We start from the raw sequence: 26,632 nt of genomic DNA on the forward strand, positions 1-26,632 counted from the left end.
GGGGACAGCCATGCCTGTTTTCGCCACGCCGGAACCGATCTCCGCCACGATCGAACTCTCCGTCGGTGACGTGCGGATCATCGCGAGCGACCGGACCGACACCGTCGTCGAGATACGACCGAGCGACGAGTCCGACGAGTCCGATGTGGACGCCGCGCAGAAGACACGCGTCGAGTACGCCAACGGCACGTTGACGGTCCGTGGGCCGAAGGCCCGCATCCTCGACTTCTCCAAGAAGACCAGATCGGTCGACGTGCTGATCGAACTTCCCACCGGCTCGCACGTGCACGCGGACCTATCGGTGGCGGACCTGCGCGGCGTCGGCACGCTGGGGGAGTGCCGGCTCAAGACATCGGCCGGGCATTTCCGCCTCGACCGAACCGGACCGCTTCGACTGGACACCTCCGGTGGCGACATCACCGTCGAAACGGTCGCAGGCGACGCCGAGGTCTCCACCGGCACCGGGCGCGTGCACCTCGGCGAGATCGGCGGCACCGCCGTCGTCAAGAACTCCAACGGCACCACCGACCTCGGCACCGTCACCGGCGAGTTGCGGGTGCGCTCGGCCAACGGCGACATCTTCGTCGACCGGTCCGACGCCATGGTGGACGCCAAGACCTCCAACGGGACCATTCGCGTCGGCCAGGTCACGCGCGGCACCGTCACGCTGCAGACCTCGACCGGCCACCTCGAAATCGGTGTCGCCGCCGGCACCGCCGCCTGGCTCGACCTGAACACCTCGCACGGGCGGGTGGAGAACGGGCTGGAGGGTCTCAGCCAAGCGCCGGAGCAGTCCGAGCAGAGCGTCGAAGTCCGTGCACGCACGTCGTTCGGCGACATCACCGTCCGCCGTTCCTGACCAGATCCCGAAGGGGTTCACATGACCATGCCATCCCAATCCGCGATCACGGCCACCGGACTGCGCCGCTCGTACGGCGACCACGTCGTGCTCGACGGCGTCGACCTGAACGTCCCGCGCGGCACCGTCTTCTCGCTGCTCGGCGCCAACGGCGCCGGCAAGACCACCACGGTCAAGATCTTGTCCACCCTGATCCGCGCCGACGGGGGCAGCGCGCGGATCGCGGGTCACGACCTGTCCGCCGAGCCGGACGCGGTGCGCGCCGCGATCGGCGTCACCGGCCAGTTCTCGGCGGTCGACAACCTGCTGACCGGCCAGGAGAACCTGACCCTGATGGCGGATCTGCACCGCCTCGGCCGGAAGGCGGGCAGGCGCAGGACCGCCCGGCTGCTCGAACAGTTCGACCTCGCCGATGCGGCCGAGAAGACGGCGGCGACCTACTCCGGCGGGATGCGGCGGCGGCTCGACCTCGCGATGACGCTGGTCGGCTCACCGCAGGTGATCTTCCTCGACGAGCCGACCACCGGGCTGGACCCGCGCAGCCGCCGCGCCATGTGGCAGATCGTGCGGGAGCTCGTGGCGGGTGGCGTCACCATCTTCCTCACCACCCAGTACCTGGAGGAGGCCGACGAGCTCGCCGACCGGATCGCGGTGCTCGACCACGGGAGGATCGTCGCCGAGGGCACCGCGGACGAGCTCAAGCGGCGCATTCCCGGCGGCCACGTCCTGCTGCGGTTCGCCGACGAGCGCGACCTCGAATCCGCCGCGCGCGCCGTGGGCCAGGTGTCCCGCGACAGCGACACGCTCGCCCTGCGCGTACCGCACGACGGCAGTCTCAGGTCGCTGAAGGCGCTGCTCGACCGGCTCGACCAGAACGCGGTCGAGGTCGACTCGCTCAGCGTGCACACCCCCGACCTCGACGACGTCTTCCTCGCTCTCACCGGCAACAAGGAGAAGGTGACCGCACGATGAGCACCGTGTCATACGCCCTGACCGACTCGGCGACGATGCTTCGCCGCAACCTCAAGCGCATGGTGCGCTACCCGTCCATGACACTGCAGCTCATCGGCATGCCGATCGTCTTCCTGCTGCTGTTCGTCTACGTCTTCGGCGGCACGCTCGGCGCCGGGCTCGGTGGCGTCTCCGGCGGACGCGCGGAGTACGTCAACTACGTCACCCCCGCGATCATCCTGATGACGATCACCGCCGCGATCCAGGGCACCACCATCTCGATCGCGATGGACATGACCGAGGGCATCGTCGACCGGTTCCGCACCATGGCCATCGCCCGGGTGTCCGTCCTGACCGGGCACGTCATCGGCAGCCTCATCCAGACGATGCTCAGCATCGCGGCGGTCATCGGCGTCGCGCTGCTGATCGGCTTCCGGCCGTCGGCGGGGCCCGGCGACTGGCTCGCCCTCGTCGCTGTCCTGGTGATGATGGCCTTCGCCTTCATCTGGCTGGCGGTCGCGTTCGGCCTGGCCAGCAAGACCGTCGAGTCCTCCAGCAACGTCGGTCTGCCGCTGCTGCTGCTCCCGTTCCTGGGCAGCGGGTTCGTCCCGACCGACTCGATGCCCACCGTGTTGCGCTGGTTCGCCGAGTACCAGCCGTTCACGCCGCTCATCGAGACCCTGCGCGGCCTGCTGATGGGCACGCCGATCGGCGACAACGCCGCCATCGCGGTCGGCTGGTGCGTCGCCATCGCGCTCGGCGGCTACCTGTGGTCGAAGAAGCTGTTCAACCGCGAGTCCACCCGCTGAGCCGGGTGTCCGCGAGTCCACCCGCCAAGCCGCGCCTCAACTCGTGGACACCCGGTTCAGCTCATGCACTTCCCGCGGTTGACGGGAATTTCGAGTGACCCCCAAGCCGAGAAGAGGAACGACCATGGAACACATCGTCACCACGCTGCCGAACGCGCGCCCGCCCGGCTGTCCCTTCGACCCGCCCAAGGAACTGCTCGACGCCCGCGAGCACGGCCCGATCAGCCGCTACACCTTCCCCGACGGTCACCAGGGCCGGCTGGTCACCGGCTACGACCTGGTGCGGTCGATCCTGGCCGACCCTCGATTCAGCTCGCGCAGGGAGCTCATGCGCCACCACCCGCTGGTCGACTACGGCGACATCGAGGTGCCCCCGGCACCGCCCGGCGAGTTCCTGCTGATGGACGAGCCACAGCACAGCCGCTACCGCAAACCCCTGGTGGGCAGGTTCACCGTACGGCGGATGCGGCAGCTCACCGAGCGCGTCGAGCAGGTCACCGCCGAGCACCTGGACGCCATGGAGCAGGCCGGCCCGACGGCCGACCTGGTGACCGCGTTCGCCAAGCCCATCCCCTCCGTCATCATCTGTGAGCTGCTGGGCGTGCCCTACGAGGACCGGGGCCGCTTCCAGGAGAACATCGACACGTTCCTCGGTGGAGAAGCCGGCGACGAGGAAATGTTCGCGGCCTACACCGCGACCCAGGACTACCTCGCCGAACTGGTGGCCGCCAAGCGCGCCAACCCCACCGACGACGTGCTCAGCGACCTGCTCGACAGCGACCTGACCGACGAGGAGCTGAAGGGCATGGCCCTGATCCTGCTCTCAGCCGGGTTCGACACCACCGCCAACATGCTCGCGCTGGGCACCTTCGCGCTGCTGCGGAACCCGGAGCAACTGGCCGCGCTGCGCGCCGACCCCACGCTCACCGACCGCGCGGTGGAGGAACTGCTGCGGTATCTGAGCGTCGCCAAGCAGTTCCACCGGGTCGCGCTGGAGGACGTCGAGCTGGGCGGCCAGACCATCAGGGCCGGCTCGATGGTCATCCTGTCGTACAACACCGCCAACCGCGACCCCGAGCGCTTCGCCGACCCCCACGTGCTCGACCTGCACAGGCAGGACGGCGGACATCTGGCCTTCGGCCACGGCATCCACCAGTGCCTGGGCCAGCAACTGGCCCGCGTCGAGATGCGGGTCGCGCTCCCCGCGCTGCTCAACCGCTTCCCCACGCTGCGCCTGGCCGTACCGGCCGAGGAGGTCGCCCTGCGCCCGGAGAGCGCGGACATCTACGGGGTGAAGAGCCTCCCGGTCACCTGGGACGTGGCATGAGTACCAACGGAGCCGTGGGGCGGCGTCAGTCCTGACGTGATGTTCCGGGGGCGACGAGTTCGACCTCGAATCCGTCGGCATCCTCCAGGTAGGCGGCGTAGTGCCGCTCGCCGCCGGCGAGCTGCTCGGCCCGGGCGGGCAGCAGGTGATGCAGGCATCTCCAAGTCGGTCTCAAGCGCGATCTTCTACAGCTAGGGGTGTGACTACGACTTCTCCGCGGCAGCGCCGATCACTATCTCGCCGCACCCTGCTCCTGGGCGGGCTCGGCGCCCTGGCAGCGGTCGGTGTGCCGACCATGGCCGCCTGCACCACCGTCATACCGATACCGGTCATCCCCGACCCCACACCGAGCGCCTCCGACCCCACACCGAGCGCCACCAACCTCGCACCGAGCGCCAACCTCACCGGCCATACCAACTGGGTCCGCTCGGTGGCGTTCAGCCAGGACGGCGAAACCCTCGCCACCGCCAGCCTCGACGGCACGGTGCGGTTGTGGGACGTGGCCGGTCGTAAAACCGTCGCCACCCTCACCGACCGCACCGGCGCTGTCAACTCGGTGGCGTTCAGCCCGGATGGTGAAACCTTCACCACCGGCCACGTCGACGGCACGGTGCGGTTGTGGGACGTGGCCGGTCGTAAAACCGTCGCCAACCTCACCGGCCATACCAACTGGGTCCGCTCGGTGGCGTTCAGCCAGGACGGCGAAACCCTCGCCACCGGCGGCAACGACGGCACGGTGCGGTTGTGGGACGTGGCCGGTCGCAAAACCGTCGCCACCCTCACCGACCACGACGCCGCTATCCACTCGGTGGCCTTCAGCTCGGACGGTGAAACCCTCGCCACCGGCGGCAGCGACTACACGGTGCGGTTGTGGGACGTGGCCGGTCGTAAAACCGTCGCCACCCTCACCGACCACACCAGCGATGTCAACTCGGTGGCCTTCAGCCCGGACGGCAAAACCCTCGCCACCGGCAACAACGACAACAGGGTGCGGTTGTGGGACGTGGCCGGTCGCAACATCGTTGCCACCCTCACCGGCCACACCGGCTTTGTCTTCTCGGTGGCCTTCAGCCCGGACGGCGAAACCCTCGCCACCGGCAGCAGTGACTACACGGTGCGGTTGTGGGACGTGGCCGGGCGCAACACCGTCGCCACCCTCACCGGCCACACCGGCTGGGTCTCCTCGGTGGCGTTCAGCCCGGACGGTGAAACCCTCGCCAGCGGCAGCAGCAACAACAGCGTGAAGTTGTGGCCGACCCGCTGACCCAGTAGATCATCACCGCTTCAGCCCTACCACCGAAATCCGGTCCGATCCTTCCCGGAGGCCGACTGGGGACCAGCTGATCCACCGGGGGATCACAGAACCAGACTTCTGTGAACGGATCTTGCGCGCGCGGGGACGCCGTCACGCTCGCGACCTTGATCATATGGCCCCACGGCTCCCGATCCGGGAAACAGTTCTCAGAGGGCGAGGTCCTCGCCCTGCTTGAGGGCGGCGACCGCATAGGTCTCGGCCGAGGTCGCGTCCAGGAATCGGGAAAGCTCATCGGGCCGCGTGTCGTAGAAGCCGTCGATGTGGAATCCGTCGTAGTGGATCGGCACCGCGACCCTCGCTCCCAGCAGGCGCGCGGCCACGGCTGCCTGGCCGGCGTCGAGCGAGGCCGGATAGGGGCTCGGGGGCTGACAGTGCGGGAAGCACACGGTCGGCCCGTTGATGGGAGTGAGCACCGCGTCGAACGGCCCGAACCGGTGGGCGGCGCGCCACCAGTAGCCGTGGAACATGCTGTCGCCCAGGTGTAGCACGCGCTTTCCGCCCGCTTCGACGGCCCAGGACACCTGCGGATCACCCAGGGTGTCGACGGCTGGAACGGCCGCGATCGTGAAGGGGCCGATCGTGACGGTCTCCCACAGACCCATCGGACGCCGGGACAGGTTCCGTTCGTCGAGCTCGCGGTCGGCCTTGAGCGTCCACAGGTTCTCGTGGTCGTCGCCACCGAAGGAGACGGGATGCAACACCCGGCCATCGGGGCGGAGCGCCTCGGCCAGTGCGGCGGCATCGGTGTGGTCTCGGTGCAGGTGCGTGCACAGCCCGGCGATCACGTCCCCCTCGGTGCGCGGCCGGACGACCTTCGGCATGGGCGCAGACAACGGGGTGTCCTCCAGCACCCCCTCCGGGCGGCCGAGCAGGTCGATCACCACGCTGTGACCCTGCGCTTCCAGTTCCACCCCGGCCCAGCCCAGCCACCGAACACGCATCTTCCGGCCCCCTTTAGCGTACGATCGTTCGTTAGCTGGATAGCGTACGATCGTTTGCTAAACTGGTCAACCATGAGAAGATCCGCCGAGGCGGCCCAGCTGACCCGCGACCGAATCGTCGCCACCGGCGTGACGAAGGCCTCCAGTGACGGCCTCCACGCGCTGACCATCGGCTCCCTGGCCGAAACCCTCGGCATGAGCAAGGCGGGCGTCGTCGGCCCCTTCGGCTCCCGCGCCGGACTGCAGTCCGCCGTGCTGACCAAGGCGGCCGACATGTTCGTCGCCGCCGTCGTCGCGCCGAGCATGAAGGCGGAGCCGGGTCTGCCGCGCCTGCGCGTGCTGATCGATCTGTGGTGCGGCTACCTGGACGGCAGCCCGTTTCCCAACGGGTGCTTCATCACCGCCGCGTCCTGTGAGCTGGACGGCCGACCGGGCGAGTTGCGGAACCTCCTGCTCAGCACCGTGACCCGATGGCGGACCTTCCTGCGCGAGCAGATCGTGATCGCGCGGACCGCGGGCGACATCACCGCGACGCTGGACGCGGACGACCTCGTGACGACCCTGACCGGGATCGCGATGTCGGCCGACCAGGAGATTCAGCTACTCGCCGACGCCACCGCAGCGGCGCGCGCACGGCGTCTCATGCTGGCCGCCATCACCCGGTGAACGCGTTGACCCGCGGTCCAAGGGCTGTCTCCTGGATCGGACGGAGACGGTATCGGCGGGTTTCTCGGAGCGCCCGACGTCGGTCAGCAGGTGCGGCGGTAGGGAATCTCCGGAATGTGGGTCCTCCAGTCCGCCTCGGAGAGCGGGCCGAAGAGGGCGCAGAGGGCGCTCTTGACCTTGTCGGGGGCGATGAGGTGGGTGCGGAAACGGCCGGCGTCGTCAACGGCCGCCAGAACCGCGCCGTCGGCCGAGAAGGCCATGGTGGTGATCTTGTCTGGGCCGGCCTTGTCCTTCGGTGTCAGGAAACCGGCGAGCGGAAGGCCCAGGGCGCGTCTGTTCGGAACATCCCACAGGCGGATCCGGCCCGTGGTGTCGGCCAGCGCGAGCACTTTCCCGTCGGGAGCGAAGGCGACGGCGTTGCCCGGCTCCGCGCCGGGGAGCACGTCGTACCTGTGTCGGAGGGTCCGCGCGTCCCAGAACCCGATCTTGTCCTTGTCGACCACGACGACGAGCCCGTCCCGGCTGCGGGCCTTGGCGGGGCTCATTTCGAGGTTGGGGGCGAGGACTCGCCTGCCGGTGGCGACGTCGAGGACACCCTGGTCCGGTCCGGAGAGCACGGTCCGCCCGTCGGGACTGAAGAGGACACGCAGTTCGCTGTCGATGCCCTGGCCGAACTCCAGCGGGATTCCGGCGGACTTGACCCGGAGGGCTCCCGAGGCCACGTCCCACAGTTCGAACAAGGTCGAGCTGATGCTGGGGCTGGTGAGCACCGCGAGCGTCCTGCCGTCAGGCGAGAACCTGAGGGGCACCCGGTCGCTGATCGCGTGCCCGGTCCGCAGGGTGATCTTCCTGGTCGCCGAGGCGACGTCCCAGATCTCGACCTTCCCGCTGCTGCGGAAGCTGCTCGCCAGGAGCTTTCCGTCGCTCGACAACGCGAACAGCGATTCGCTGGTGCCCGCGACACCGTTGAGCGGCAGCGCTCCCCGTCTGACCCGCCTGACCGGATCCCAGATCTCCAGGTCGCGGCGGGACTCGACGGCGAGAGTCGAGCCGTCCTCGCTGAGGACCGCGGTGGAGCCGACGAAGGCGTCGGTGAGCTTGACCGAGTCCGTGACGGGGCTGAGAGACAGGACGGTGACGGTCCCCGTGCCGTGATCCGCGCAGCGCAGGGTGCGGTCTCCCGGGCCGAAGTCCGGGTTGGCGCAGCCGCCGGTGTACCTGAAGACGGGCTCGTCGCGTTCGCCCACGATGTCCCATGACTGGTCGTGGACACCCTCGGTGCCCCAGACGGTGCCGCCGACCGCGACGAACCTGCCGTCGGCGCTGAAGGCGATCCCGATGTTGTCGTCCGCAGCACATCGAGCTCGGGCCGGTGATGAAGGACCCGGTGGATCAGCGCGGACATGCTGTCACCGTCGAAGGGCGGCGTGCCCGTGGCGGCGAACAGGACGACGGCACCCCACGCCCAGACGTCGACGGCCGGTGAGGCACGGTGGCCACGGAACAGCTCGGGAGTCATCCAGCGCGGGGTGCTTTTCAGCTGCCCGGTCGCGCTCTGGGACATCTCCTCGGTACGCGCGATGCCGAAGTCGATGACCCGGGGACCGTCCGGGCCGATCAGGATGTTCGCCGGCTTCAGCGTTATCTAGCGAGGAACCCCGGGTGTTCACGCCCGGGAGGAATCGCTTCCCGGTCCTGGGGTTGTGAACGTCCGGTCGTTGGTCCGGGCGCTCCTGGTTTTCGATGTATTTCTTGACAAGGCGCAAAAGGGCGCCGCCGCGGGAGGCGGCGACGTAGGACGGAGACCGCAAGCGGCCGCCCCGCAGATACCTGCGGACAGTGGGATACTCCTTGCGCAGCAGGCGGGCCGAGACGCCCTTGAGGGAATCGACCAGGGCCGCAAGGACGACCTTGGGCGGGCAGCCGACGAGCAGGCGGACATGGTCGCGCTCGCCGTTGAACTCAACAAGCCGCACACCTCGATCATGATTTCTTCGCAGCGGCGCGGCGGTGCGCCGGTGAAGACCCCGCACCGATACCCGGGTGTGAAGACCGAATACGCGCAGCGTGCGGACAACGGTTCGGCCCCGGCCCCGGCGCAGGTCGGATTCCTATCACGGTGACATGGGCCAAAGGATAGTTTGGGCGTTGTGAAGCTGGTGGTGCAGGTGAGACTCCTGCCGACGCCCGAGCAGGCGGCGGCGCTGGAGGCGACCTTGCGCGCGGTCAACGCCGCGGCCACCTGGGTCTCAGCGCTCGCCCACCAGCGGCGGGTGTTTCGCAACTACGACCTGCGCCGGCACGCCTACGGGCAGATCAAGGACGACTACCGGCTGGCGGCCCAAGCCGCGCAGCATGTCGTCAAGAAGGTCGCCGACGCCTACGCCACGCTGCACGCCAATATCCGCAACGGCAACGTGGGCAGGCCCGGTTCCGCGCGGCGCGAGCGGGCCCTGGCCACGCCGATCGTCTTTCGCCCCGGCGCGGCCCACCCGTTCGACGACCGCTGCCTGTCCTGGCAGTTGGAGGCGCGCACAGTGAGCATCTGGACGATCGCCGGGCGGATGAAGAGCGTGGCGTTCACCGCCTCTGCCGATCAGCTCACGACGTTGGCCGCCCACCGCAGGGGCGAATCGGACCTGTTGTATCGCGACGGTAGGTGGTTTCTCATCGCCACCTGCGATATTCCCGACCGGCCGGTCGCTGCCCCGGATGGATTCCTGGGGGTGGATCTGGGGATCGCGAACATCGCGACCACCAGTGGCGGGGTTCGCCACAGCGGCAAAACCCTGAACGCGGTCCGCCACCGTCACCGCGAGCTGCGCCGCCGTCTGCAGGCCAAGCAGACCACATCCGCCAAACGGCTGCTGAAGCGGCGTCGCCGGGCCGAGGCCCGGTTCGCCGCGAACACCAACCACATCATCGCCAAACGCATCGTGACCGAGGCTGCACGCACCGGGCAAGGCATCGCCCTGGAAGACCTCCAGGGCATCCGTGACCGGGTACGGCTCCGCAAGCCCCAGCGGGTCACGTTGCATTCGTGGAGCTTCCACCAGCTCGGCTCCTTCATCGCCTACAAGGCCGCCCGCCAGGGCGTCGCCGTGGTGTACGTCGATCCGGCCTACACCTCGCAGGCCTGCTCGTCCTGCGGGCACGTGGCCAAGAGGAACCGGCCCGGCCAGGCGACCTTCTCCTGCACGTCGTGCGGCTTCGCTGAGCACGCCGACGTCAACGCGGCCCGCAACATCGCCTTGCGCGGTGTCACGGGCTGGGCAGTGAGTCACGCTGCCGACGACGCGGCCTGAACCGTCGAACCCATCGACGGCGAGGAGCTGCACGCTCGGTCGTTTACGGCCGAGAAGCTGACATCCCGGTGCGTCACGCCAGCCTGGTAGATGGACGCCAGCGCGGTGGCGATGCCGACCGCGAGCCGGTGCAGGTCGTCCGGGCGGTAGGGCCCGTCCTTGTCCACCCGGTTCTGCAGATCGGGCCCGGGGACGTACTCGCTGACCAGGTACGGGGGAACGTGGTCGAGGTCGGCCTCGATGATCCGCGCGGTGCAGAAGGGGGCCACCCGGCTGAGCGCCGCGACCTCCTTGCGCAGCTGGTCGCGGTAGGCGTCGGTGATGAAGTCCTCGCGCAGCGCCTTGACCGCCACCCGGTCGCCCAGGCTGTCGTAGGCCTCGTAGACCACGCCCTGGCCGCCCGCGCCGAGCCGTCGGGCCAGCCAGTAGGAACCGAGTTGCCGGGGATCACTGGGTAACAGCGGCGCCACCATGGACATCAGATATACAAGATTGTTTGTTCGTGACGCCATATCCGGTCCGCGCCCGTTATGGGGGAGCGGCATTGCCGGGAAATCATCCGCATTCCTTGGTGATCGCCTGATGCCGGTCATTGTTCGTGGCGGCCCGGCACTATGAGGGGTCCCGGTAGCAATGCAGAAATTTTCCACGAAATAGCGTCTGACCTGCTGTGGCGGGCTGATGATCACTGCCGCTACGTTCGTTCCGGTTTTGTTCGGTACGGCAGGTGGAGTGGTGCGTTGTCAGACCATGCTCCACGGGGCGTGCGAGGCCGGAGGTCGCAGACGCTTGTCGATTGACAATACTCGGCAGTTATCTGCGACAGCTCGTCACGGAGCGTACAAGCGCACGATCCGGTTCCGATGTTCCGCGCACCCCGGTAATGCCGGGCCCGCCGGATGCGGCCGCACCCCGGAGCCGTTCGCCGCCGGCGAGCTGCTCGGCCCGGGCGGGCGGCAGGTGATGCAGACGCCTTCAAGTCAGTCTCAAGCGTGATCTTCTACACCTACAGCTGTGAATACCATCCCTCCGCAGCAGCGCCGATCACCGAGCGCCACCCTCACCGGCCACACCGAGCCGGTCTACTCGGTGGCCTTCAGCCCGGACGGCACAACCCTCGCCACCGGCAGCCACGACAACACGGTGCGGTTGTGGGACGTGGCCGGCCGCCAGAGCGTCGCCACCCTCACCGGCCACACCGAATTTGTCTTCTCGGTGGCCTTCAGTCCGGACGGCGAAACCCTCGCCACCGGCAGTCGCGACGACGCGGTGCGGTTGTGGGACGTGGCCGGCCGCCAGAGCGTTGCCACCCTCATCGGCCACACCAGCGCTGTCACCTCGGTGGCCTTCAGCCCGGACGGCACAACCCTCGCCACCGGCAGCCGCGACAGGAGCGTGAAGTTGTGGGACGTGGCCGATCGCGAAATCATTGCCACCCTCACCGGCCACACCGGCGTCATCGAGTCGGTGGCCTTCAGCCCGGACGGCACAACCCTCGCCACCAGCAGCCACGACAAGAGCGCGAAGTTGTGGGACGTAGCCGGCCGCGAAACCATTGCCACCCTCACCGGCCACACCGGCGATGTCTGGTCGGTGGCCTTCAGCCCGGACGGCGAAACCCTCGCCACCAGCGGCGCCGACGGCACGGTGCGGTTGTGGGACGTGGCCGGCCGCGAAACCATTGCCACCCTCACCGGCTACATCGCCGGGCTCTTCTCGGTGGCGTTCAGTCCGGACGGCACAACCCTCGCCAACGGCAGCTTCTACAGCACGGTGCAGTTGTGGGACGTGGCCGGCCGCCACGCCATCGCCACCCTCACCGACCACACCGACTGGGTCACCTCGGTGGCCTTCAGCCCGGACGGCACAACCCTCGCCACCAGCAGCAGCGACAACAGCGTGAAGTTGTGGCCGACCCGCTGACCCAGTAGATCATCACCGCTTCGGCCCTACCGCCGAAATCCTTTCCGATCCTCCCCAAAGATCGATCGGGGAGCTCGCGCCCGCGCGTAGGGGTGTCCGGAAAGTCGAGAAACTGGGCCGGCACCGGGATCTCACCGGCGACCGTCGTCGACTCAGCGCAGCGCCCCGGAAGGAACGGACCGCGATCAGGTGCCCTGGTCGCCTATCTTGCTGCCGGGTCGCAGGTCAGCGACCCGGCCTCGGCGACCGTGCGGCAGGGGGCTCGCACTCGCCGTCGCTCTGACCGCCCAGCCGGTCCGGTGCGATCCCCGGCGACTCCGCGACCGGTGCGGGGGATCTGTGCGGAGCAGGGTGAGGGGTCCCCGCTGGAAGTCCGCGTCCTTGGCCGCGCCGTTCGCCGGGTGGGTGGTCAGCCGAGCCAGTGGCCGTCGCGCATGAGGTCGCGCCCGCGCAGTTCGTTCGCCTCGCGCCAGGCCTGGACGCGCCGCGGCCGGATCAGGAAGTACTGGTAGGGCTCGTCGAGTTCGCGCGGGTCGAAACCGGTCCTGGTCGCGAACGCGTCGCCCGTCTCCGGGGCGAGGTCGGCGAGGTCGACCGGCTCGGCGGTGCCGTCGACGAGGACGACGTCGCGGGTCGGCCCGAGGCTGAGTCGTACCCGGTCGTCCGCCAGCAGGTTGCGGCCGGTGACCGAGGCGCGCGGCGTCGAGATGAGGAACGCGGTCCCGTCCCAGAGGTACGAGAGCGGGATGAGGTGGGCGCCACCCGGGGAGCCCGACGTCGCGACCCAGAGATCGACGTCGCTCTCCAGTCTCGTGCGAGTGTCCCGCAGCCTCTCCTTGAGTCCACGCGGCGGCGCGCCTGTCATGTTTCCTCCAGTCACTTCGTGGGGGCTCGCTCCGTCGGACACCGCCCTTCCGTGATCGGCGACCGGGCAGGGCGGACGGCGGTGGCACATCAGGGCGTGAGTGCCGGCGAGGTGGTCTCCCAGGCGAACCCGTCCGGGTCGGTGAAGGATCCGGCGTCGCCGCCGATCATGAGCCGGTGCGATCCGGTGCCGTCGGGGGCGACGCCGACGTCCTTGGCGAGGGCGCGGCGCCGGTACAGCGCCAGTTTGACGGGGCTCGACCCGGTGGCGAACTCGACGTACATGCGGCCGAAGCTCTTCGCCACGGTAAGGCCCTGGTCGAGGTAGAACCTCTTGCTCGCGGCCACGTCCGTGACTCCCAGCAGGAGCACGATCTCGTCGATCTGCCGGGTGGCGGGGCCGGTGTCCTTCTTGGCCGAGGTGGCGATCTTCCAGATCGTCCCGTCCGGGGCCTGTACGACGCCGCCGTAGCCCCAGAGCGACTTGGTGGCGGGCTTCAGTGTCGTGGCGCCGGCGTCGAGGGCGGTGCCGATGAGGCTGTCGACGGTGGACGGCTGGGACACGGTGAGGGCCAGTGTGAACCCGCGGAAGCCGGTGGTGGGGGCCTTCGAAGCGCGCAGGCGTATCTGTGTGTCCAGACCGAAGGCGGCGGTGTAGAAGTGGCCGGCGGCTGCGGGGTCGGCCACGTCGAGGGTGACGGATTCGATGGATGTCATGGCCATGACGCTAGTCGCGGCTCGGTGACCAGCGCTTCTTGATTCCTGACCGGTCCTGTCACCTGTTCGCGTCCCCGACGGCGCGCACATCGCCTGACGCCGCCTCGATCGGCCAGGGGCTCGCGGATCCACCTTGCCGGGGTCCTGGACGGTAGCGCGGTTCGATCTCGGGCTTGCCCTCAAGTTAAGTCGAGGTTCTACATTCATCGCAACGGGCTTGCCCGACCGATATTCGGAGGAGCGATGATGAATCTTGAGATCTTCGGCGTTGCGGACGACCCGCAGAGCGATGTGGACGCGATCGTCGGCCTGGTGGCCGCGGTTCAGGAAGCCCAGCAGAACGAGCAGGTCGAGGCTTTTCTCAGTCTGTTCCGTAAAGCGGACCCGGTCTGGACGACCGGGCACGGCAAACGCCTTTCCGGCTGGGAGACCATCCACGACTTCACCGCCCAGGTCCTTCCGGGCTCGACCCAGTACGGAACCGCCGCCTACACCCCGGTTCGGATCCTCTTCATCCGCCCGGACGTGGCCGCCGTCAACGTCCATCAGGTCCCCCTCACCCCTGACGGCACCCCCGCCGACGGCCCCGAAGGACGCCCCTTCTACATCCTCGCCAAGGAAGAAGGCCTCTGGAAGATCGCGGCCGCCCAGAACACCCAGGTCTTCGAGAACCTCTGAACCATCTGACGCCACCGGCCCGTCGACCGCCGCCCAAGCTTCAACTCGGCTGATCAGCGTGGACGGTCACGACGGATGGGGCCACCCGGAAGAACACCGTGACGCCTCCGGTCATCACAGCGACCGGGTCCGCACTGTCCTTCACCGGTGATCACTCGCAGGAGCAGCGATGACGACGCAGCACATTTCCGACGCCCAGTTGGCCGCACAGCCGGCCGCGTACTGGACGGGAGTGGCCTACGAGGCCCTCATCGCGTTCACCAGGGCGGAGCAGGCCAAGCACGGGTACACCCAGCCTCAGTTCTGGCTGTCGCGCAACCTAAGGCGCGGAGGGGCATCACCCGCACGTTCGCCGGGGCCGTCGGTCCTGTAGCGGTGCTCTCCACATGGCGGCTGGGCGGATCGGCCGTCACCCGTGACGCCGGGACCATCACAGCGCCGCGATCCCCATTGACCTTCCAGGAGTCCTACTCATGTCCGAGAAGCCGATCAGGCTCGTCGTCATCGTCGGCAGCGTCAGGTCGGGCCGGTTCGGCCCGACCGTCGCGAACTGGTTCGCTCGTCAGGCCCGCCGGCATGGAGAGTTCGACGTCGATGTCGTCGACCTGGCTGAGGTCCCGCTCCCCCTGACGCTGCCGGAACCCGGGCCGGCGCCGTCCCCTGAGACGGCACAGGCTCTTGCGAGCCTGACATCGCGGTTGGACACCGCCGACGCGTTCGTCATCGTGACGCCGGAGTACAACCACAGCTTCCCCGCGTCGCTGAAGAACGTCATTGATCGCCACTACAAGCAGTGGCGGGCCAAACCGGTGGGCTTCGTCTCCTACGGTGGCCTGTCCGGTGGACTGCGGGCGGTGGAGCACCTGCGTCTGGTCTTCGCCGAACTGCACGCGGTGGGAATCCGGGACACCGTCAGCTTTCACGGCGCCGGCCAGTTCGACGACAAGGGTGACCCCACCAACCCGGAGGGCTGCACGAGAGCGGCCGACATCCTGCTCGACCGGCTCGTTTGGTGGGCCCGGACACTGGACGCGGGCAGGACCGCCCGCCCCTACGCCGTCTGACCCTCAGCGAGGCCGGTAAAGTGCCGGTCGGCTCCGAACCGGCCATGGACCTGCGTCCCCACTGGTCAGGGGAAGACCCCCCAGGCTCTGATCCCCTACCTGGGTGGTCTCCCGTTGGGTGAAGGAACCGCCGACGACAGCGAGTCCCGCGAAGCGCTCCTGTACCCGGAGGAGACCGACTGGCCGGCGACGGGCAAGGTGCTCCTGGACGGTGTGAAACGCCCGCAGAACCTGATCATCGACCTGCTGCAGATCGCCCGCCTGGACGCGGGCATCAGCGGCCGGCACGAATTCCTCCAAAAGGGCCTGACCTCGGGACATCCTCGAAAACTGTCGGTCCTCGCCGTCATCATCGGCGGAAACTCCCCAACCTCACCCCCGGAGGCCGCCGATGGCACGACGAAGATCACGCCGTGGTCAGGGCAACGTGGACTGGTTGCTCTGGCCGGTGGCCATCGCAGTCTTCCTGGTGGTCGCCAGGTGGCTCATCGATGTGGTCGTCGCCAATCGGCCACTGATCATCGGTCTCACGGTCCTGCTGGTGGCGGGGTTGGTCGGCCTGCTCGTGCTCCGACGTCGAACGATCGACGCCCGGCAGCGGGAGTGGCTGAGAGACAACGCCCGCCTCGAACGCGTCGACCGGATGACCGGCGTTGAGTTCGAGTCACTCGTCGAGGCACTGCTCAGGCGGGACGGGTTTCACAAGGTCCGCAGAATCGGTGGCAGTGGTGACGGCGGTGTCGACGTCATCGGAACCGCGCCCGCCGGAGACCTCTTCGTCATCCAGTGCAAGCGCTGGGCCAAATCCGTCGGCTCGCCCGAGGTCCGAAACCTCCTCGGTGCCCTGCACGCCTATCCCGAGCACCGGGGTGTTCTCGTCACCACGACGCGCTTCACCGCCCCGGCCAAACAGTGCGCGGCGGGAACGAACCTGCTTCTGATCGACCGCGAGCAACTCGCCGCCTGGCTGAACGGAGCCTCCGCCCTTGCTCCGTCAGCGTGCGCAACCGGCGGCTTATGGCCTCCTCGACACCAATGCTGATCACGTATCTTCCCCTGGGGCTGTGCGGCAAGCCGTGTGGCGGCTTGCATCGGGGGCGCGGCCTCCTTGCCATACGGCTCCGTAGGCACGTGCCCCGAACTCGGCTCTGGCACCCTTCAGGGCCGGGCGTATCGCCAGGTAGGCGAACGAGTCACCCCGTACGACACCAGTGGCCGGCGCCGTAGCCCCATGAACGCGGCATCACCGAACGTGGGTGTCACCCCGAGGGTTGACCTTGACCTTAGGTCAGGGCGCACGCTGAACGGGTGACCAACGTGAACTCCACCTGGACCGGCATGGTGCCGGTCGACGACACCGCGCTGGCCGTTACCGACACCGGTGGGCCCGGTCGTCCCGTGGTCTACCTCAATGGCCAGTTCGCCACTCAGTCGTACTGGCGGCGCGTCATCGCCGAACTCGGCAGCGACTACCGGCACATCACCTACGACATGCGGGCCCGCGGCCGATCGAAGCGTTCGGCCGCGGCCGCTTCGTTCGAGGCGCACGTCCGTGACGTCGACGCCGTCCTTGCGGCGAGGGGCGTGGACCGGCCGCTTCTGGTCGGCTGGTCCTACGGCGCGCCGATCGCGCTGCACTGGGCCGGCCGGAATCCGGACCGCGTCCTGGGGGTGGTGTCCGTGGACGGCTCGTACCCGCACGGCTGGACCGACACCGTCACCCCGGAACGGATCAGAGGGCTGTTTCGCCGGTGGGGCTGGCTGTTTCCGGTGCTGCGTCCACTGCACTTGTGCGCGAAGATGTCCGCCGAGGAGCATGCCCAGAGCAACATCGAGCTCGTCGAGGTCTGCGCCGCCCTCGGCCCGCTCCTGGACAATGTGACCTTCCCGGTCCGGTACGTGGTCGCCACGGGCGGCAACCTCGGAGGCAGCCGGGAGGAGATGGAACAGATGCGCGCCACCCTCGCCCCCGTGCTCGCCCGCAACCCGAACATCACGATGAGCGCGAAGGTCACCGGCAACCACGGCAACTTGCTGCGCAAGGACTTCCGCGCCGTCGCCGACACGGTTCGCGAACTCGCCGGCACCTCACGATCATGAGGTCGGCAGAGCAGATGACGGACGGCGTCACGATCGGCCAGGCGGCGGCGTTCGCCGGCGTCACGGTGAAGACCATACGGCACTACCACCGGCACGGCCTGATCGACGAACCACGACGCGACAACTCCGGCTACCGGCGCTACGGATCGGCCGACCTGCTGCGGCTGGTCCAGATCCGGACGCTGGCCGCCGCCGGAGTACCGCTGGCCGAGATCGGGGCCATACTCGACGCCGACCCTGACCGGTTCGCCGCCGCACTCGTTGACGTCGAACGGCGCCTCACCGACCGGATCGACGATCTGATCGCGCGGCGTGACACGCTGCACCGGCTCGCCACCGGCGACCGGGCCCTGCTGCCCGACCGCGTTCTCGCGAAGCTGGACAGGGTGGCCGCCGATCTCGGCTTCACCCCGGACGACGTGACGATGGCCCGGGAGGGCCTGGTGCTGATCAGAGCCCTGGTGCCGGAGGGCTTCGACGACTATGTCACCAAGGTCGAGCGCGCCCTCGACGACCCTCGGTACATGTCCCTGATCAAGCGCATGTGGTGTGCCGCCGAGTGGGAGCCGGACGACCCCCGGGTCGACGAACTCGCCACAGCCATGGCCGACTACTATCTCGCCCATCCCGCACTGCTGCCCATCCCGGCCGGGCTCCGGGCCCGCAGCGACGGCGCGATCCGGCACGGGCTGCTCGCCCACCACGGAGAAGAGCAGAAGCCGGCCTGGATCCGACTGAGGGCGTTGTTCGAGGCAAGAATGCGTTCGGCCGGCATCGACATCGCGTAGCGGACTCCACCTGATTGAGCCCCGCGGCCGTATCCCCAGCAGGAGTGGCGTCCTCGTGAAACACGCGAGCGCGAGAGTACGACGGTTTCGCCTGGTCACGGTTGGTCGGTCGAGGGCGTGGCGGCGCTGCTCGCACCGCCACGCCGGTCTGTCAGGTGAGTTCGAACCAGAGGACGGTTCCGGTGGGGTCGCGGTGGAAGCCCCAGCGGGTGGCGAGGTCGTTGACGAGCAGGAGTCCTCGGCCGCCGGTGGCGTCCAGATCGGAGTTTCTGACGCGGGGGATTCGGGTGGAGCCGGGGTCCTGGACGGTGACGATGACGCCGTGCGGGGTGAAGGCCACCGTGACGACGAACTCCGGTGGCCGGTCGCCCGGTGTGATGCCGGTCGGCCTGGTCGAGTGTTCGACGGCGTTGGTGGCCAGCTCGCTGGTGAGGAGCATGGCGTCGTCGCGGAGCGGATGGTCGTCGCCGAGGATGTCGGCGACGAAGGTACGGGCGCCTCTGACCTGGTCGGTGGTGGCCGGGAACCGCTGGGAGATGACGGGGGTGTGGTTCGGCGTCGCCGACCAGCCGGGGATCCGGCCCAGATGCGGCGACCACAGCGCGGCGGCCGGTCCGGTGCTGGTTCGGAATCGGTCAGCGAGCACGCCGACGAGGACGGACAGCAGTCGTACGGTCATCCCGGCCACCTCCCTTGCCGGTGATCTCGTTGTCCCCGTCGGGGTTTTCGGGGTACGGCACCGCGACGGTTGTCCGGTGGTCGGGTTGAGGGCGAAGTCCTCGATGTGCTGCATCCGTGCGGCCAGCTCGGCGGGGGTGTCGGCCTCGATCAGGCCGACGCGCTGCCGGTAGCGGGCGGGGGAGAGGGCCCACCAGCGTCCGGTGGCGTGGCCGTACCAGGGACGCCAGTCGGGGAAGCGGAGCGTCAGCGTGCGCAGTGCCTGGAGGTCCTCACCGGGTTCGTGCCGGAGGTTCTCCGATTCGACGAGAGGTGTGCTCATGCTGTCACCCCCTTCCGGTACGCCTCGCGCCTGCTGGGTCGCAGGCCTGGCGGCGACTCCCGCCCGTACGACGGTGCGGCCGGTCGCGCGTGGCGTCCCCGGCTGATGGGAGAACGGTTCGTCGGACGCGGGGTCACGATGGTCGGTACGGGAGGCGCGGGTAGCCGGCCGCAGAGCCCGAGACGCCGCCGGGCCGTCATGCGGGTACGGACCTGGGCCGGGGTGGGCTGTTCCCACAGGTGATCGGGCCGGTGCGGCAGGCTGGCGGCGTCGTGGGCGTAGGGGGGATGGCCGCACCAGCGACAGCCGAGGGGAGTCGGCGGCTGCTCGGCATGCCAGCGGATCCGGATGATCTTCGGGGTTCTACTACTGTGGAGCACAGTTCGCACCTCCAGTGTGCGGGCGAGGCTCTGCCAGGCGACGCCATTCGCCGGGCAGGGCCGTTTTTGATGTTCTTGGGCTCGCCGGTCGTGAGCGTCCGCCGTTCCCCGTCGGATCGGGTCGCCGTTCGTTCTCGCCGCCGGTAGGGGCGCGTGGGGGAGTTTTCGCCATACCTCGGCATGCTTCGTCGGACAGGGCGGCGTCGCCCGCGTGCTCGGGGGCGCGTTTCTTCAGCCGATCGAGGGCATGTATCGAGGCGGTGCTCATGGGCGTCCATCTCTCACGATCCAGCTTGCTCAAGGTGCTGACAGCAGACCGCACGACCTGATTTGCTCGCAACGAACAGCAAAAACAGCAGGGAGTGTTCGAATGGCTACCGAAAGGAAAGGGGGTCGCGGGCGGCCGGCCAAGGCCCTCGACCCGGGCTCGTCACTGCTCGCCGCGCTGGGGTCCAGGATGCGCGAACTCCGCAAGGCGCGCTCGCTCACGCTGATGGAACTCGGCGAGCTGACCGGATACTCCTGGCAACACCTCGGCGCCGTGGAACGGGCCTCGGTCGCTCCCTCGGAGTCCGTGGTCATCGCGTGCGACACCGCGCTCGGCGCGGGCGGGACGCTCAACGGCATGCTCCCGGGTGTCATCCGCGAGCAGGCGCATCTCCGCCACCGCAGCGAAGCCGCGCGGAGACCCAGTTCGGAGGCGCCGGATTCCGGTGTCGACTGGGGACGGCTCAGCACGTGTGGCAAGCGCGCTTCGGCGATCACCTCCACCGTGGTGGAGGACATCGAAATGATCACCGTGCGTCAGCGCCGCCTCTACCACGAACTGACGTCGGCCGAGATGCTCGTTCCGGTCGACGGCCACTTCGCCCTTCTACGCTCTCTCCTGGAGGCTCCTGCCCCTGACAAGCTGCGGCGGCGAATCGCCTATGCGGCGGGGGAGGCGGCCGGGTTCGCGGCGTGGATCTGGTTCGATCTCGGTGACCACTTCGCGATGGGACATCGGTACGCCACCGCCTTGGACGCCCTTGGGGAAGCGGGCGACAAAGGGCTTCGGTCCTACGTCAGCGCTTACCGTTCCATCACCGCGGATGCGGCCGGACGGGTCGATGAAGCCGTTCGGCATGCCTCAACGGCTCTGGACACGGCCGGTCGTTCTGTCACCCACGTGACGAGGTCCTGGCTGCACGCCGTGAGTGCCACCGCACGTGTCCACGCGGGCGACGGCAGAGCGGCACTGGCCGAACTCAACAGGGCGAACAGAGCCCTGGAACGGGCCGGTGACGAGCGGGACGAATGGATGTACGACTTCGACCGCGAGCGACTGCTCGGCTACCAGGGCAACTGCCTCCTCGAACTCGGTGACTATGCCCAGGCCGCCCGTTCCTTCGAGCAGGCCATCGGCGGGGTTCCCACCACGTGCGTACGCCGCAAGGCGGAACTCACCGTGGACCTGGCGCAGGCACGCCTCGGAGAAGGTGAACCCGCCGAGGCCGTACGGCTGGCCCAAGAGGCGATCGCCGTATTCGCCCGAAGAGGATCGGTCGCCGGGATGTCCCGGGTCCACCGCTTCCGCGACCGGGTGGCACCCCGGCGTCCCGAGGTCGCTCGCGAACTGGATGACTTCGTCCGATCATTGCAAGAGTGAGCCCTATCCCCGCTGAGGTCGTCGCCTGCGCCACCGTCTTGTACGACGCGGTTCAAGCGGTCGGTGAGGCCGTCTACTGGATCGAGGGACGGCCGGACGGGGATGTGCTCGTGCGCTGGACCGCTGCCGAGGGCCGGCAGGACGTGCTGCCGGAGGGGTTCCACGTCGCCTCCTACGTGCATGAGTACGGCGGGGGCGCCTACCTGGCCACCGAGCGGGACCTGTGGTTCTGCAACGCGGATGACCAGCGGGTCTATCACGTACGCGACGGCGGACATCCCGTGCCGGTGACCTCCGCGTCGTCGGGAACCTGGCGCTATGCCGATCTCCGTCTTCTTCCGGGCACCGGCGAGCTGGTCTGCGTACGGGAACGTCATGAAGAGACAGGCGTCCACAACGAGCTGGTCGTTCTGTCGGCTGAGCCGTCGATCATCGCCTCCGGCGAGGACTTCTACATGTCCCCGGAGCCCAGTCCCGATGGGAAGCGGCTTGCCTGGGTCTCATGGAACGCGCCGCTCATGCCGTGGGACGGTTCCCGGCTCTGGCTGGCTGACATCGGGCCTGATGGTGTGCTTACCGGTACGAGGCTGGTCGCGGGCGGGGATGAGGAGTCGGTGTGCCAGCCGCGGTGGAGCGACGACGGGGTGTTGCACTTCGTCTCTGACCGGTCGGGCTGGTGGAATCTGTACGCCTGGCGCGACGGCCATGCCGAGCCGGTCATCACGGGGGAGTTCGAGGTCGCGGCGGCTCCCTGGGAGTTCGGGTATCGCACTTATGTTTTTCAGGGCGACCAGGTCATAGCGGTCGTCCAGCAGGGGCCGTTGCATTCCTTGGTGGTAAGGCGCTCTGGCGGTGACCTGGAACGGCTCGCGCTGCCGTATACCTCGATCAAGCCCTACCTGGCGACGGCAGACGAGAAAGTCACCTTCATCGGCTCCAGTCCTACTCGGTTGCCTACGGTGGTGCTGGCCGAGACCAGCGGTGCCGTTCATGAGCTCACACCGGTCGACGTCACTCTTGACCAGGCATCGCTCGTCCGGCCAGAGCCTTTCACCTTCGGCACCCGCGACGGGGGTGAGGCGTACGGCCTCTACTACCTGCCCTCGGGAGGAAGCGATGAGCCTCCGCCACTGCTTGTACGGGCTCATCCGGGGCCGACGGCGAACTGGCCGCTACGGCTGGACCTGCACGCGCAGTACTTCACGAGCAGGGGTTTCGCCGTCGCTGATGTCGACTACCGGGGGAGCACTGGGTACGGTCGCGCGTACCGGTTAGGGCTTCATCATCGATGGGGGATGGTCGACGCCACCGATTGCGCCGATGCGGCTCGTCACCTGGTTTCCGCCGGTCAGGCGGATCCCGGGCGGGTGGCGATCTGGGGGGCCAGTGCCGGCGGGTACACCGTTCTGCGTGCCCTGGCGATCACCGATGTGTTCGCGGTTGGGATCGCCAGATCAGCCGTGGTCGATCTGGAGAGCTGGAGCAGAGCCGCACCAAAGTTCCAGGCCCATCATGCGGAGTTGCTTCGTGGTGAGTTTTCCGGTGGATCAGAAGCCGCGATTCAGCGTTCGTTGCTTCTGATCCATGGAGACGAGGATCGGGTAACCCCACTGGAGCAGGCCAGGAGCCTCAATGCTCGTCTGGTCGTCATCCCTGGAGCGGGTCACACCCTGCGAAGACCTGCTGATGTTCGCCATGTTCTCCGCGTGGAATTGGAACACATTCTTCTACCAGGAATCTGATCACGGCGCCGAAGCCAGAGGCAGTAGGCCGGGAGCGTTCGCGGACAGCCAGGTTGCGAGCCATCGGGAGTCCTCGGCGCTTCCCTCAAACCGGGTGTCGATCAACCTGCGCAGGATCATGAGCGGCAGCAAGGCATCAAGTGCCTCCTGGTCGACCGCGTCGGTGCCGTACCCTTCCAGCAGCCATCGCGGATGAGCGCCGCGTGGCAGGTCGACGGCGAGGCACCAGGCGAGATCGAGCATGGGAGGCCCGACCTCGACCGCGCCCGGGTCGAGGACGGCGAGCAGGTCGTCGCCCTCGAAGAGGACGTTGTGTCCCACGGCGGCGTCCCCGTGGATGGCCGTCATCGGCTGTCCCGCGCACGCCTGGTCGAACAGGTGCGAGATGGCCGGGTAGTCGCGGGCAGCGAGGTTGCGCGCGGAGCCGAGCAGCACCCCGAGCGCGCCGGGCTCGTCCAGGCGCAGCCCGCCCTGGTCCGTGGCGCCGTGCCAGCGGCGAAGTTGCTCGCCCAGGCCGCGTTGCTGGGCGGGAGTCGGACGTTCGCCGGGTGAGCCGCCGATCCTTTCCAGCACGAGCCACCATCGCGGTCCGGACGCGGTCCGCACGGTGCCCGCGTCCAGCAGGGCCGGAACCCTGAGCCCCGCGGCCTTACGCATCGACTCCATCCGCAGCGCGGTGCCAAGGCGTTCGTGTAGGCGGTGCTGAACCTTGACGGCCGTCCGGCGACCGTAGACCACCGTGGCCCCCGGATCGTACGGCCCGGCCACGCCGTCGAACGCCGCACTCTTGAGCGCCACGTCACGCGCCTTGGCGATCTCGGCCGCTGGAACGCGGCCGGTCGGGATGAGTCCTCGTTTGTCGCCGACATCGAGCGGGCCGCAGACCCTCATGACCCGCCTCCCGCTCGCAGTCGATGGAGCGGTTGTGCCCACCGCTCCCGTGTCGTCTCCGGAAGATCCAACCACCTTGTCCGGGTGAAGTCGTGCAGTTCCGGCTGCCCGGTCCAGAGTGCGGTGACCGCCGACCACACGGGTAGGAAAGCCTCCTCGGATCCGGCCGCCTCCGCGAGGCGGACCGTGATGGCCAGGGCCTGCTCATCCTGGCCTCGTGCGATGAGCTGCAGGACCTCGACCACGTCGATGGGCAGCAGTTCGGCGGAGGCGCCGACGGCCTCGAAGGTCCGGCGAGCCTCGCCGAGCAGGCGGGTGGCGACGGCCCACTCTCCTCGCATGGCGTGGGCCATCGACTCCGCCATGTCGCACTGGGCCAGCCCCACAACCTCCCCGACCGACTGGTTGAGCTCACGCGCCTCCGGAACCGTCCGGAGGGTCAGCTCCGGATCGAACCACATGGAGGCGAGAGCCTGATGGCGTGCGGCCCGTGCCGCCCAGAGCGGTACGTCCGCCTGCCGTGCCTCGGCCAGGACCTGTGCGAACAGCTCCGCCGCTTCCTGGAACCGGGCGTTGTGCAGGTACACATGACCCATCAGGTCACCGGTGCCGATCCGTTCCAGCCTTGTCCCTGCAGACCTTCTCTCGATCTGCCGTACGACCTCCGGGTAACGACTGCGCCGGAAGGCGTTGCCCGCCAGGTCGAACCGGGCAGCGACGCCGAGCGGCGAGAGCTGGTCGGCGACCATGCCGAGATGGCGGTCGGAGTCGGTCAGGTCACCGGTGAACTGGGCCAGGCTGCCGAGTTCGAAATGAAAGTAGTCGGCGTACGGACTCGCGCCGGCGTTCTCGACCGCCGCTTTCATGGCCGTGTGGCGCTCCGTCGCCTCCTGGTCCACCTGGACCGTCAACCTGGCCACCTCTGTGAGCGCGGCCAGCTGCGGAGACGCGCTGAACCTGGGCAGTGACGTCAGCACCTGCCAGTGCCCCAGGTAGCGCAGGGTGTAGGCCATCTGCCCCAGCCCCGGTGGCAGGACGTCATGCTCGGCGGCGCCGTGCAGGGCGAGGAGAAAGGCGGCGACGGTACGGCGGCTGTGGTCGGCCGGGGTCAGCTCGTCCGGCGGGTCGTCACCCCAGATCGACAGCGTGAAGTCCGTCAGATACGCCAGAGCCTGCGAGGCCCGATCTCGCCGCTCCCGGGCGGTCCATCCGTCCGGGGTGTGCGCGTCGCAGTCGGTGACACCGCGACGCAGGTTCTCGTGCAGGCGGCAGGGCGGCCACACGGTCGGATCGTGCCGTACGAAGCGTCGGGCGATGAAGTCCTCGATCCGCCTGCCGCGCGCCTCGGGCAGGATCGCGGCCAGCAGCCGGTCGTCGAACGCCTCCAGCAGCGCCGCGGCCCGGAGCAGGTCCCGGTCCTCGGGCGACAGGTCGCGCATCATCCGCAGGACCAACTCGGGAAAGGGTTCGCCGAACACCTTGGGGTCCGGAGTCTCTCCCCGGGCCAGGTGCTGTTCGAACAGTCCCGTCGACAGCTCCAGATAGAGCGGAGACCCTCCGGAACCGGCCACGATCCGCTCCCGCACCTCGGCATCCATGGCCGGCTCGTCGTCGACGAGCAGCCTCTCCCGCAGGAACAGGTCGGCGTCCGCCGCCTCGAAGCCGTCGACCGGGAACTGGTCGGTGAGATCGGCCAGCCCTGGCCATCGTCGCGCCCCGCCGTACGTCAGCCCGACGCCGCGTACCGGGTCATCCCAGCGCAGCGGGCGCCTGCTCCCGACCGTGAAGAACACGTTGGGCAACAGGTACGCCATCCGGACGACCAGATCCTCCAATCCGCCCCGCTCGGGTGGCAGGACCTGGACGTTCTCGAACGTGTCGAGTACGCAGAGCGCCAGTACCGGGCTCTTCCGGCGGATCCGCTCCAGGTCCGCGCTCAGCAGGATCGGCAGGTAGCCGAGCATCCGGTCCGGGCTCTCCTCCTGAAGGATCGGGCTGAACGCCGGCAGGTCACGCCGGAGTCGTCGCAGGGTGATCGACTGCCGTGTGGAGCTGCCGACCAGATCGAGCACCCGGTAGGCGGTAGTGACGGCACCGAGCCCCGCGAACAGGCCGTCGATGCTCGACGCGACCTGCTCGGAAAGGCGCAGTGAATCGGAGACGGCACCGACCGAGGAGGACTTCCCCAGAAAGCGGACCAGGGACTCGCCGGGGTGCTTGCGCTCCCAGTACGCCGAGAGCGCGATGTCGAAGGCGGGCCACGACTTGCCCAGCCGTCCCAGCGCGGCGCGTACCCGGAGCAGTACTGTTTCGAAGCTCTGGCTCGACAGGTCCGCGAAGTCGATGACGGCGACCGAGCGGTCATCCGGGAGCCCGTCGAATTCGCCGCTCTGGGCGAGGTCTGCGAGATGACGGATCAGCGTGGACTTCCCGATGCCGCCCTCCCCGCTCAGCCCCATCACGTTCCGGGCGGGCCGTTGGAAATCCATCAGCCTCTCGACGGGCCATTCCTCGGCCAGGTGTGCGGCAATCCGCTGCTGAAACGCCCGGATGTACTCCTCCCGGTCGGTGAACACCCGTTTCGCGGTGAACGGCACCTCAGGTCCGAACGCAAAGAACTGGTCAAGGTCCACTCGGACAGAGGATCATCCGGCGACCGGGAAA

Annotated in this window: 26 protein-coding genes and 2 pseudogenes; 16 read left to right on the plus strand and 12 right to left on the minus strand. The window is 68.5% G+C overall.

Features of this window, described 5'->3' with window-relative positions:
• The first annotated feature begins 10 nt into the window (after window positions 1-10).
• From ACFQVD_RS35920 to ACFQVD_RS35935, 4 genes are all read left to right on the plus strand, one after another.
• Window positions 11-859, plus strand: a complete 849-nt coding sequence (locus tag ACFQVD_RS35920) for a DUF4097 family beta strand repeat-containing protein (RefSeq protein WP_343974663.1) — start codon at window positions 11-13, stop codon at window positions 857-859.
• Between the two features lie 21 nt (window positions 860-880).
• Entirely contained in the window at window positions 881-1,831 is a 951-nt protein-coding gene (locus ACFQVD_RS35925) for an ATP-binding cassette domain-containing protein (protein ID WP_343974660.1), read from the plus strand.
• Window positions 1,828-2,619 (plus strand): ABC transporter permease, encoded by a 792-nt coding sequence (locus ACFQVD_RS35930; protein ID WP_343974657.1) that lies wholly within the window; start codon window positions 1,828-1,830, stop codon window positions 2,617-2,619. The genes ACFQVD_RS35925 and ACFQVD_RS35930 overlap by 4 nt, the downstream gene beginning before the upstream one ends.
• Window positions 2,620-2,743: 124 nt before the next feature.
• Entirely contained in the window at window positions 2,744-3,946 is a 1,203-nt protein-coding gene (locus tag ACFQVD_RS35935) for a cytochrome P450 (RefSeq protein WP_386273228.1), read from the plus strand.
• Between the two features lie 25 nt (window positions 3,947-3,971).
• On the opposite strand, the gene ACFQVD_RS35940 is transcribed toward ACFQVD_RS35935, so the two are convergent.
• Window positions 3,972-4,121 carry a hypothetical protein gene (locus ACFQVD_RS35940; protein WP_343969132.1) on the minus strand — a complete coding sequence of 50 codons (150 nt, stop codon included), beginning with the start codon at window positions 4,119-4,121 and terminating at the stop codon, window positions 3,972-3,974.
• 24 nt (window positions 4,122-4,145) lie between these two features.
• Here ACFQVD_RS35940 and ACFQVD_RS35945 point away from each other — a divergent pair, with 24 nt between their 5' ends.
• The gene (locus ACFQVD_RS35945) at window positions 4,146-5,210 is read left to right on the plus strand and encodes a WD40 repeat domain-containing protein (RefSeq protein ID WP_343969130.1); all 1,065 of its coding nucleotides are present in this window, start codon (window positions 4,146-4,148) and stop codon (window positions 5,208-5,210) included.
• Between the two features lie 197 nt (window positions 5,211-5,407).
• Here ACFQVD_RS35945 and ACFQVD_RS35950 read toward each other — a convergent pair whose 3' ends face one another.
• Window positions 5,408-6,202 (minus strand): MBL fold metallo-hydrolase, encoded by a 795-nt coding sequence (locus ACFQVD_RS35950; RefSeq protein WP_343969128.1) that lies wholly within the window; start codon window positions 6,200-6,202, stop codon window positions 5,408-5,410.
• Window positions 6,203-6,274: 72 nt separating this feature from the next.
• On the opposite strand from ACFQVD_RS35950, the gene ACFQVD_RS35955 reads away from it, so the two are divergent.
• On the plus strand, window positions 6,275-6,868 hold the full coding sequence (locus tag ACFQVD_RS35955; protein ID WP_343969126.1) for a TetR/AcrR family transcriptional regulator: 594 nt from the start codon (window positions 6,275-6,277) through the stop codon (window positions 6,866-6,868).
• Window positions 6,869-6,951: 83 nt separating this feature from the next.
• Here ACFQVD_RS35955 and ACFQVD_RS35960 read toward each other — a convergent pair whose 3' ends face one another.
• The 3 genes and pseudogenes from ACFQVD_RS35960 to tnpA form a co-directional block, all read right to left on the minus strand.
• The gene (locus ACFQVD_RS35960) at window positions 6,952-8,115 is read right to left on the minus strand and encodes a WD40 repeat domain-containing protein (protein WP_343969124.1); all 1,164 of its coding nucleotides are present in this window, start codon (window positions 8,113-8,115) and stop codon (window positions 6,952-6,954) included.
• Window positions 8,116-8,300: 185 nt separating this feature from the next.
• A pseudogene (locus ACFQVD_RS35965) lies at window positions 8,301-8,513 on the minus strand (protein kinase domain-containing protein); the annotation flags it as partial.
• Between the two features lie 79 nt (window positions 8,514-8,592).
• A pseudogene (tnpA, locus tag ACFQVD_RS35970) lies at window positions 8,593-8,945 on the minus strand (IS200/IS605 family transposase); the annotation flags it as partial.
• A 64-nt stretch (window positions 8,946-9,009) separates the two neighbouring features.
• On the opposite strand from tnpA, the gene ACFQVD_RS35975 reads away from it, so the two are divergent.
• Window positions 9,010-10,173 carry an RNA-guided endonuclease InsQ/TnpB family protein gene (locus ACFQVD_RS35975; protein WP_343969122.1) on the plus strand — a complete coding sequence of 388 codons (1,164 nt, stop codon included), beginning with the start codon at window positions 9,010-9,012 and terminating at the stop codon, window positions 10,171-10,173.
• On the opposite strand, the gene ACFQVD_RS35980 is transcribed toward ACFQVD_RS35975, so the two are convergent.
• Window positions 10,149-10,652, minus strand: coding sequence for a protein kinase domain-containing protein (locus ACFQVD_RS35980; protein ID WP_343969120.1), 504 nt, complete (start codon window positions 10,650-10,652; stop codon window positions 10,149-10,151). The two genes, ACFQVD_RS35975 and ACFQVD_RS35980, sit on opposite strands and share 25 nt — an antisense overlap.
• Before the next feature lie 535 nt (window positions 10,653-11,187).
• On the opposite strand from ACFQVD_RS35980, the gene ACFQVD_RS35985 reads away from it, so the two are divergent.
• The gene (locus tag ACFQVD_RS35985; RefSeq protein WP_343969118.1) at window positions 11,188-12,096 is read left to right on the plus strand and encodes a WD40 repeat domain-containing protein; all 909 of its coding nucleotides are present in this window, start codon (window positions 11,188-11,190) and stop codon (window positions 12,094-12,096) included.
• Window positions 12,097-12,505: 409 nt separating this feature from the next.
• Here the strand turns inward: ACFQVD_RS35985 and ACFQVD_RS35990 are convergent, their stop codons facing one another.
• The gene (locus tag ACFQVD_RS35990; protein WP_343969116.1) at window positions 12,506-12,961 is read right to left on the minus strand and encodes a pyridoxamine 5'-phosphate oxidase family protein; all 456 of its coding nucleotides are present in this window, start codon (window positions 12,959-12,961) and stop codon (window positions 12,506-12,508) included.
• Window positions 12,962-13,050: 89 nt separating this feature from the next.
• Window positions 13,051-13,677 (minus strand): glyoxalase, encoded by a 627-nt coding sequence (locus ACFQVD_RS35995; protein ID WP_343969114.1) that lies wholly within the window; start codon window positions 13,675-13,677, stop codon window positions 13,051-13,053.
• A gap of 243 nt (window positions 13,678-13,920) precedes the next feature.
• Between ACFQVD_RS35995 and ACFQVD_RS36000 the strand changes: the two genes are divergently transcribed.
• The 6 genes from ACFQVD_RS36000 to ACFQVD_RS36025 all read left to right on the plus strand — a co-directional run bounded on the left by ACFQVD_RS36000 (window position 13,921) and on the right by ACFQVD_RS36025 (window position 18,307).
• Window positions 13,921-14,355: an SgcJ/EcaC family oxidoreductase gene (locus ACFQVD_RS36000; protein WP_386368771.1), complete on the plus strand. Its 435-nt coding sequence runs from the start codon at window positions 13,921-13,923 to the stop codon at window positions 14,353-14,355.
• Window positions 14,356-14,524: 169 nt separating this feature from the next.
• Window positions 14,525-14,728, plus strand: a complete 204-nt coding sequence (locus ACFQVD_RS36005) for a hypothetical protein (RefSeq protein ID WP_343969109.1) — start codon at window positions 14,525-14,527, stop codon at window positions 14,726-14,728.
• A 100-nt stretch (window positions 14,729-14,828) separates the two neighbouring features.
• Window positions 14,829-15,419, plus strand: coding sequence for an NADPH-dependent FMN reductase (locus ACFQVD_RS36010; protein WP_343969107.1), 591 nt, complete (start codon window positions 14,829-14,831; stop codon window positions 15,417-15,419).
• A 391-nt stretch (window positions 15,420-15,810) separates the two neighbouring features.
• On the plus strand, window positions 15,811-16,461 hold the full coding sequence (locus ACFQVD_RS36015) for a restriction endonuclease (RefSeq protein WP_343969105.1): 651 nt from the start codon (window positions 15,811-15,813) through the stop codon (window positions 16,459-16,461).
• A 266-nt stretch (window positions 16,462-16,727) separates the two neighbouring features.
• The gene (locus tag ACFQVD_RS36020) at window positions 16,728-17,519 is read left to right on the plus strand and encodes an alpha/beta fold hydrolase (protein ID WP_343969103.1); all 792 of its coding nucleotides are present in this window, start codon (window positions 16,728-16,730) and stop codon (window positions 17,517-17,519) included.
• Window positions 17,516-18,307: a MerR family transcriptional regulator gene (locus ACFQVD_RS36025; protein WP_343969101.1), complete on the plus strand. Its 792-nt coding sequence runs from the start codon at window positions 17,516-17,518 to the stop codon at window positions 18,305-18,307. The genes ACFQVD_RS36020 and ACFQVD_RS36025 overlap by 4 nt, the downstream gene beginning before the upstream one ends.
• Before the next feature lie 151 nt (window positions 18,308-18,458).
• Here ACFQVD_RS36025 and ACFQVD_RS36030 read toward each other — a convergent pair whose 3' ends face one another.
• Entirely contained in the window at window positions 18,459-19,307 is an 849-nt protein-coding gene (locus ACFQVD_RS36030) for an ATP-binding protein (protein WP_386368773.1), read from the minus strand.
• The gene (locus ACFQVD_RS36035; protein WP_343969095.1) at window positions 19,304-19,687 is read right to left on the minus strand and encodes a hypothetical protein; all 384 of its coding nucleotides are present in this window, start codon (window positions 19,685-19,687) and stop codon (window positions 19,304-19,306) included. The genes ACFQVD_RS36030 and ACFQVD_RS36035 overlap by 4 nt, the downstream gene beginning before the upstream one ends.
• 370 nt (window positions 19,688-20,057) lie before the next feature.
• Between ACFQVD_RS36035 and ACFQVD_RS36040 the strand changes: the two genes are divergently transcribed.
• On the plus strand, window positions 20,058-21,335 hold the full coding sequence (locus tag ACFQVD_RS36040; RefSeq protein ID WP_343969093.1) for a helix-turn-helix domain-containing protein: 1,278 nt from the start codon (window positions 20,058-20,060) through the stop codon (window positions 21,333-21,335).
• A 38-nt stretch (window positions 21,336-21,373) separates the two neighbouring features.
• On the plus strand, window positions 21,374-23,077 hold the full coding sequence (locus ACFQVD_RS36045; protein WP_343969091.1) for a S9 family peptidase: 1,704 nt from the start codon (window positions 21,374-21,376) through the stop codon (window positions 23,075-23,077).
• On the opposite strand, the gene ACFQVD_RS36050 is transcribed toward ACFQVD_RS36045, so the two are convergent.
• Window positions 23,078-23,968 carry a phosphotransferase enzyme family protein gene (locus tag ACFQVD_RS36050; protein ID WP_343969089.1) on the minus strand — a complete coding sequence of 297 codons (891 nt, stop codon included), beginning with the start codon at window positions 23,966-23,968 and terminating at the stop codon, window positions 23,078-23,080.
• Entirely contained in the window at window positions 23,965-26,601 is a 2,637-nt protein-coding gene (locus ACFQVD_RS36055) for a hypothetical protein (RefSeq protein ID WP_343969087.1), read from the minus strand. The genes ACFQVD_RS36050 and ACFQVD_RS36055 overlap by 4 nt, the downstream gene beginning before the upstream one ends.
• Between the last annotated feature and the right edge of the window lie 31 nt (window positions 26,602-26,632).

This window comes from Streptosporangium amethystogenes subsp. fukuiense (assembly GCF_042665875.1).
Taxonomy (GTDB): domain Bacteria; phylum Actinomycetota; class Actinomycetes; order Streptosporangiales; family Streptosporangiaceae; genus Streptosporangium; species Streptosporangium fukuiense.

What these genes read in the sequence shown, in the direction of transcription:
- ACFQVD_RS35920 (WP_343974663.1), top strand. Translation starts at nt 11, where the DNA reads ATGCCTGTTTTCGCCACGCCGGAACCGATCTCCGCCACGATCGAACTC.
- ACFQVD_RS35925 (WP_343974660.1), top strand. Translation starts at nt 881, where the DNA reads ATGACCATGCCATCCCAATCCGCGATCACGGCCACCGGACTGCGCCGC.
- ACFQVD_RS35930 (WP_343974657.1), top strand. Translation starts at nt 1,828, where the DNA reads ATGAGCACCGTGTCATACGCCCTGACCGACTCGGCGACGATGCTTCGC.
- ACFQVD_RS35935 (WP_386273228.1), top strand. Translation starts at nt 2,744, where the DNA reads ATGGAACACATCGTCACCACGCTGCCGAACGCGCGCCCGCCCGGCTGT.
- ACFQVD_RS35950 (WP_343969128.1), bottom strand. Translation starts at nt 6,202, where the DNA reads ATGCGTGTTCGGTGGCTGGGCTGGGCCGGGGTGGAACTGGAAGCGCAG.
- ACFQVD_RS35955 (WP_343969126.1), top strand. Translation starts at nt 6,275, where the DNA reads ATGAGAAGATCCGCCGAGGCGGCCCAGCTGACCCGCGACCGAATCGTC.
- ACFQVD_RS35980 (WP_343969120.1), bottom strand. Translation starts at nt 10,652, where the DNA reads ATGTCCATGGTGGCGCCGCTGTTACCCAGTGATCCCCGGCAACTCGGT.
- ACFQVD_RS35990 (WP_343969116.1), bottom strand. Translation starts at nt 12,961, where the DNA reads ATGACAGGCGCGCCGCCGCGTGGACTCAAGGAGAGGCTGCGGGACACT.
- ACFQVD_RS35995 (WP_343969114.1), bottom strand. Translation starts at nt 13,677, where the DNA reads ATGACATCCATCGAATCCGTCACCCTCGACGTGGCCGACCCCGCAGCC.
- ACFQVD_RS36000 (WP_386368771.1), top strand. Translation starts at nt 13,921, where the DNA reads ATGATGAATCTTGAGATCTTCGGCGTTGCGGACGACCCGCAGAGCGAT.
- ACFQVD_RS36005 (WP_343969109.1), top strand. Translation starts at nt 14,525, where the DNA reads ATGACGACGCAGCACATTTCCGACGCCCAGTTGGCCGCACAGCCGGCC.
- ACFQVD_RS36010 (WP_343969107.1), top strand. Translation starts at nt 14,829, where the DNA reads ATGTCCGAGAAGCCGATCAGGCTCGTCGTCATCGTCGGCAGCGTCAGG.
- ACFQVD_RS36015 (WP_343969105.1), top strand. Translation starts at nt 15,811, where the DNA reads ATGGCACGACGAAGATCACGCCGTGGTCAGGGCAACGTGGACTGGTTG.
- ACFQVD_RS36025 (WP_343969101.1), top strand. Translation starts at nt 17,516, where the DNA reads ATGAGGTCGGCAGAGCAGATGACGGACGGCGTCACGATCGGCCAGGCG.
- ACFQVD_RS36030 (WP_386368773.1), bottom strand. Translation starts at nt 19,307, where the DNA reads ATGAGCACACCTCTCGTCGAATCGGAGAACCTCCGGCACGAACCCGGT.
- ACFQVD_RS36040 (WP_343969093.1), top strand. Translation starts at nt 20,058, where the DNA reads ATGGCTACCGAAAGGAAAGGGGGTCGCGGGCGGCCGGCCAAGGCCCTC.
- ACFQVD_RS36050 (WP_343969089.1), bottom strand. Translation starts at nt 23,968, where the DNA reads ATGAGGGTCTGCGGCCCGCTCGATGTCGGCGACAAACGAGGACTCATC.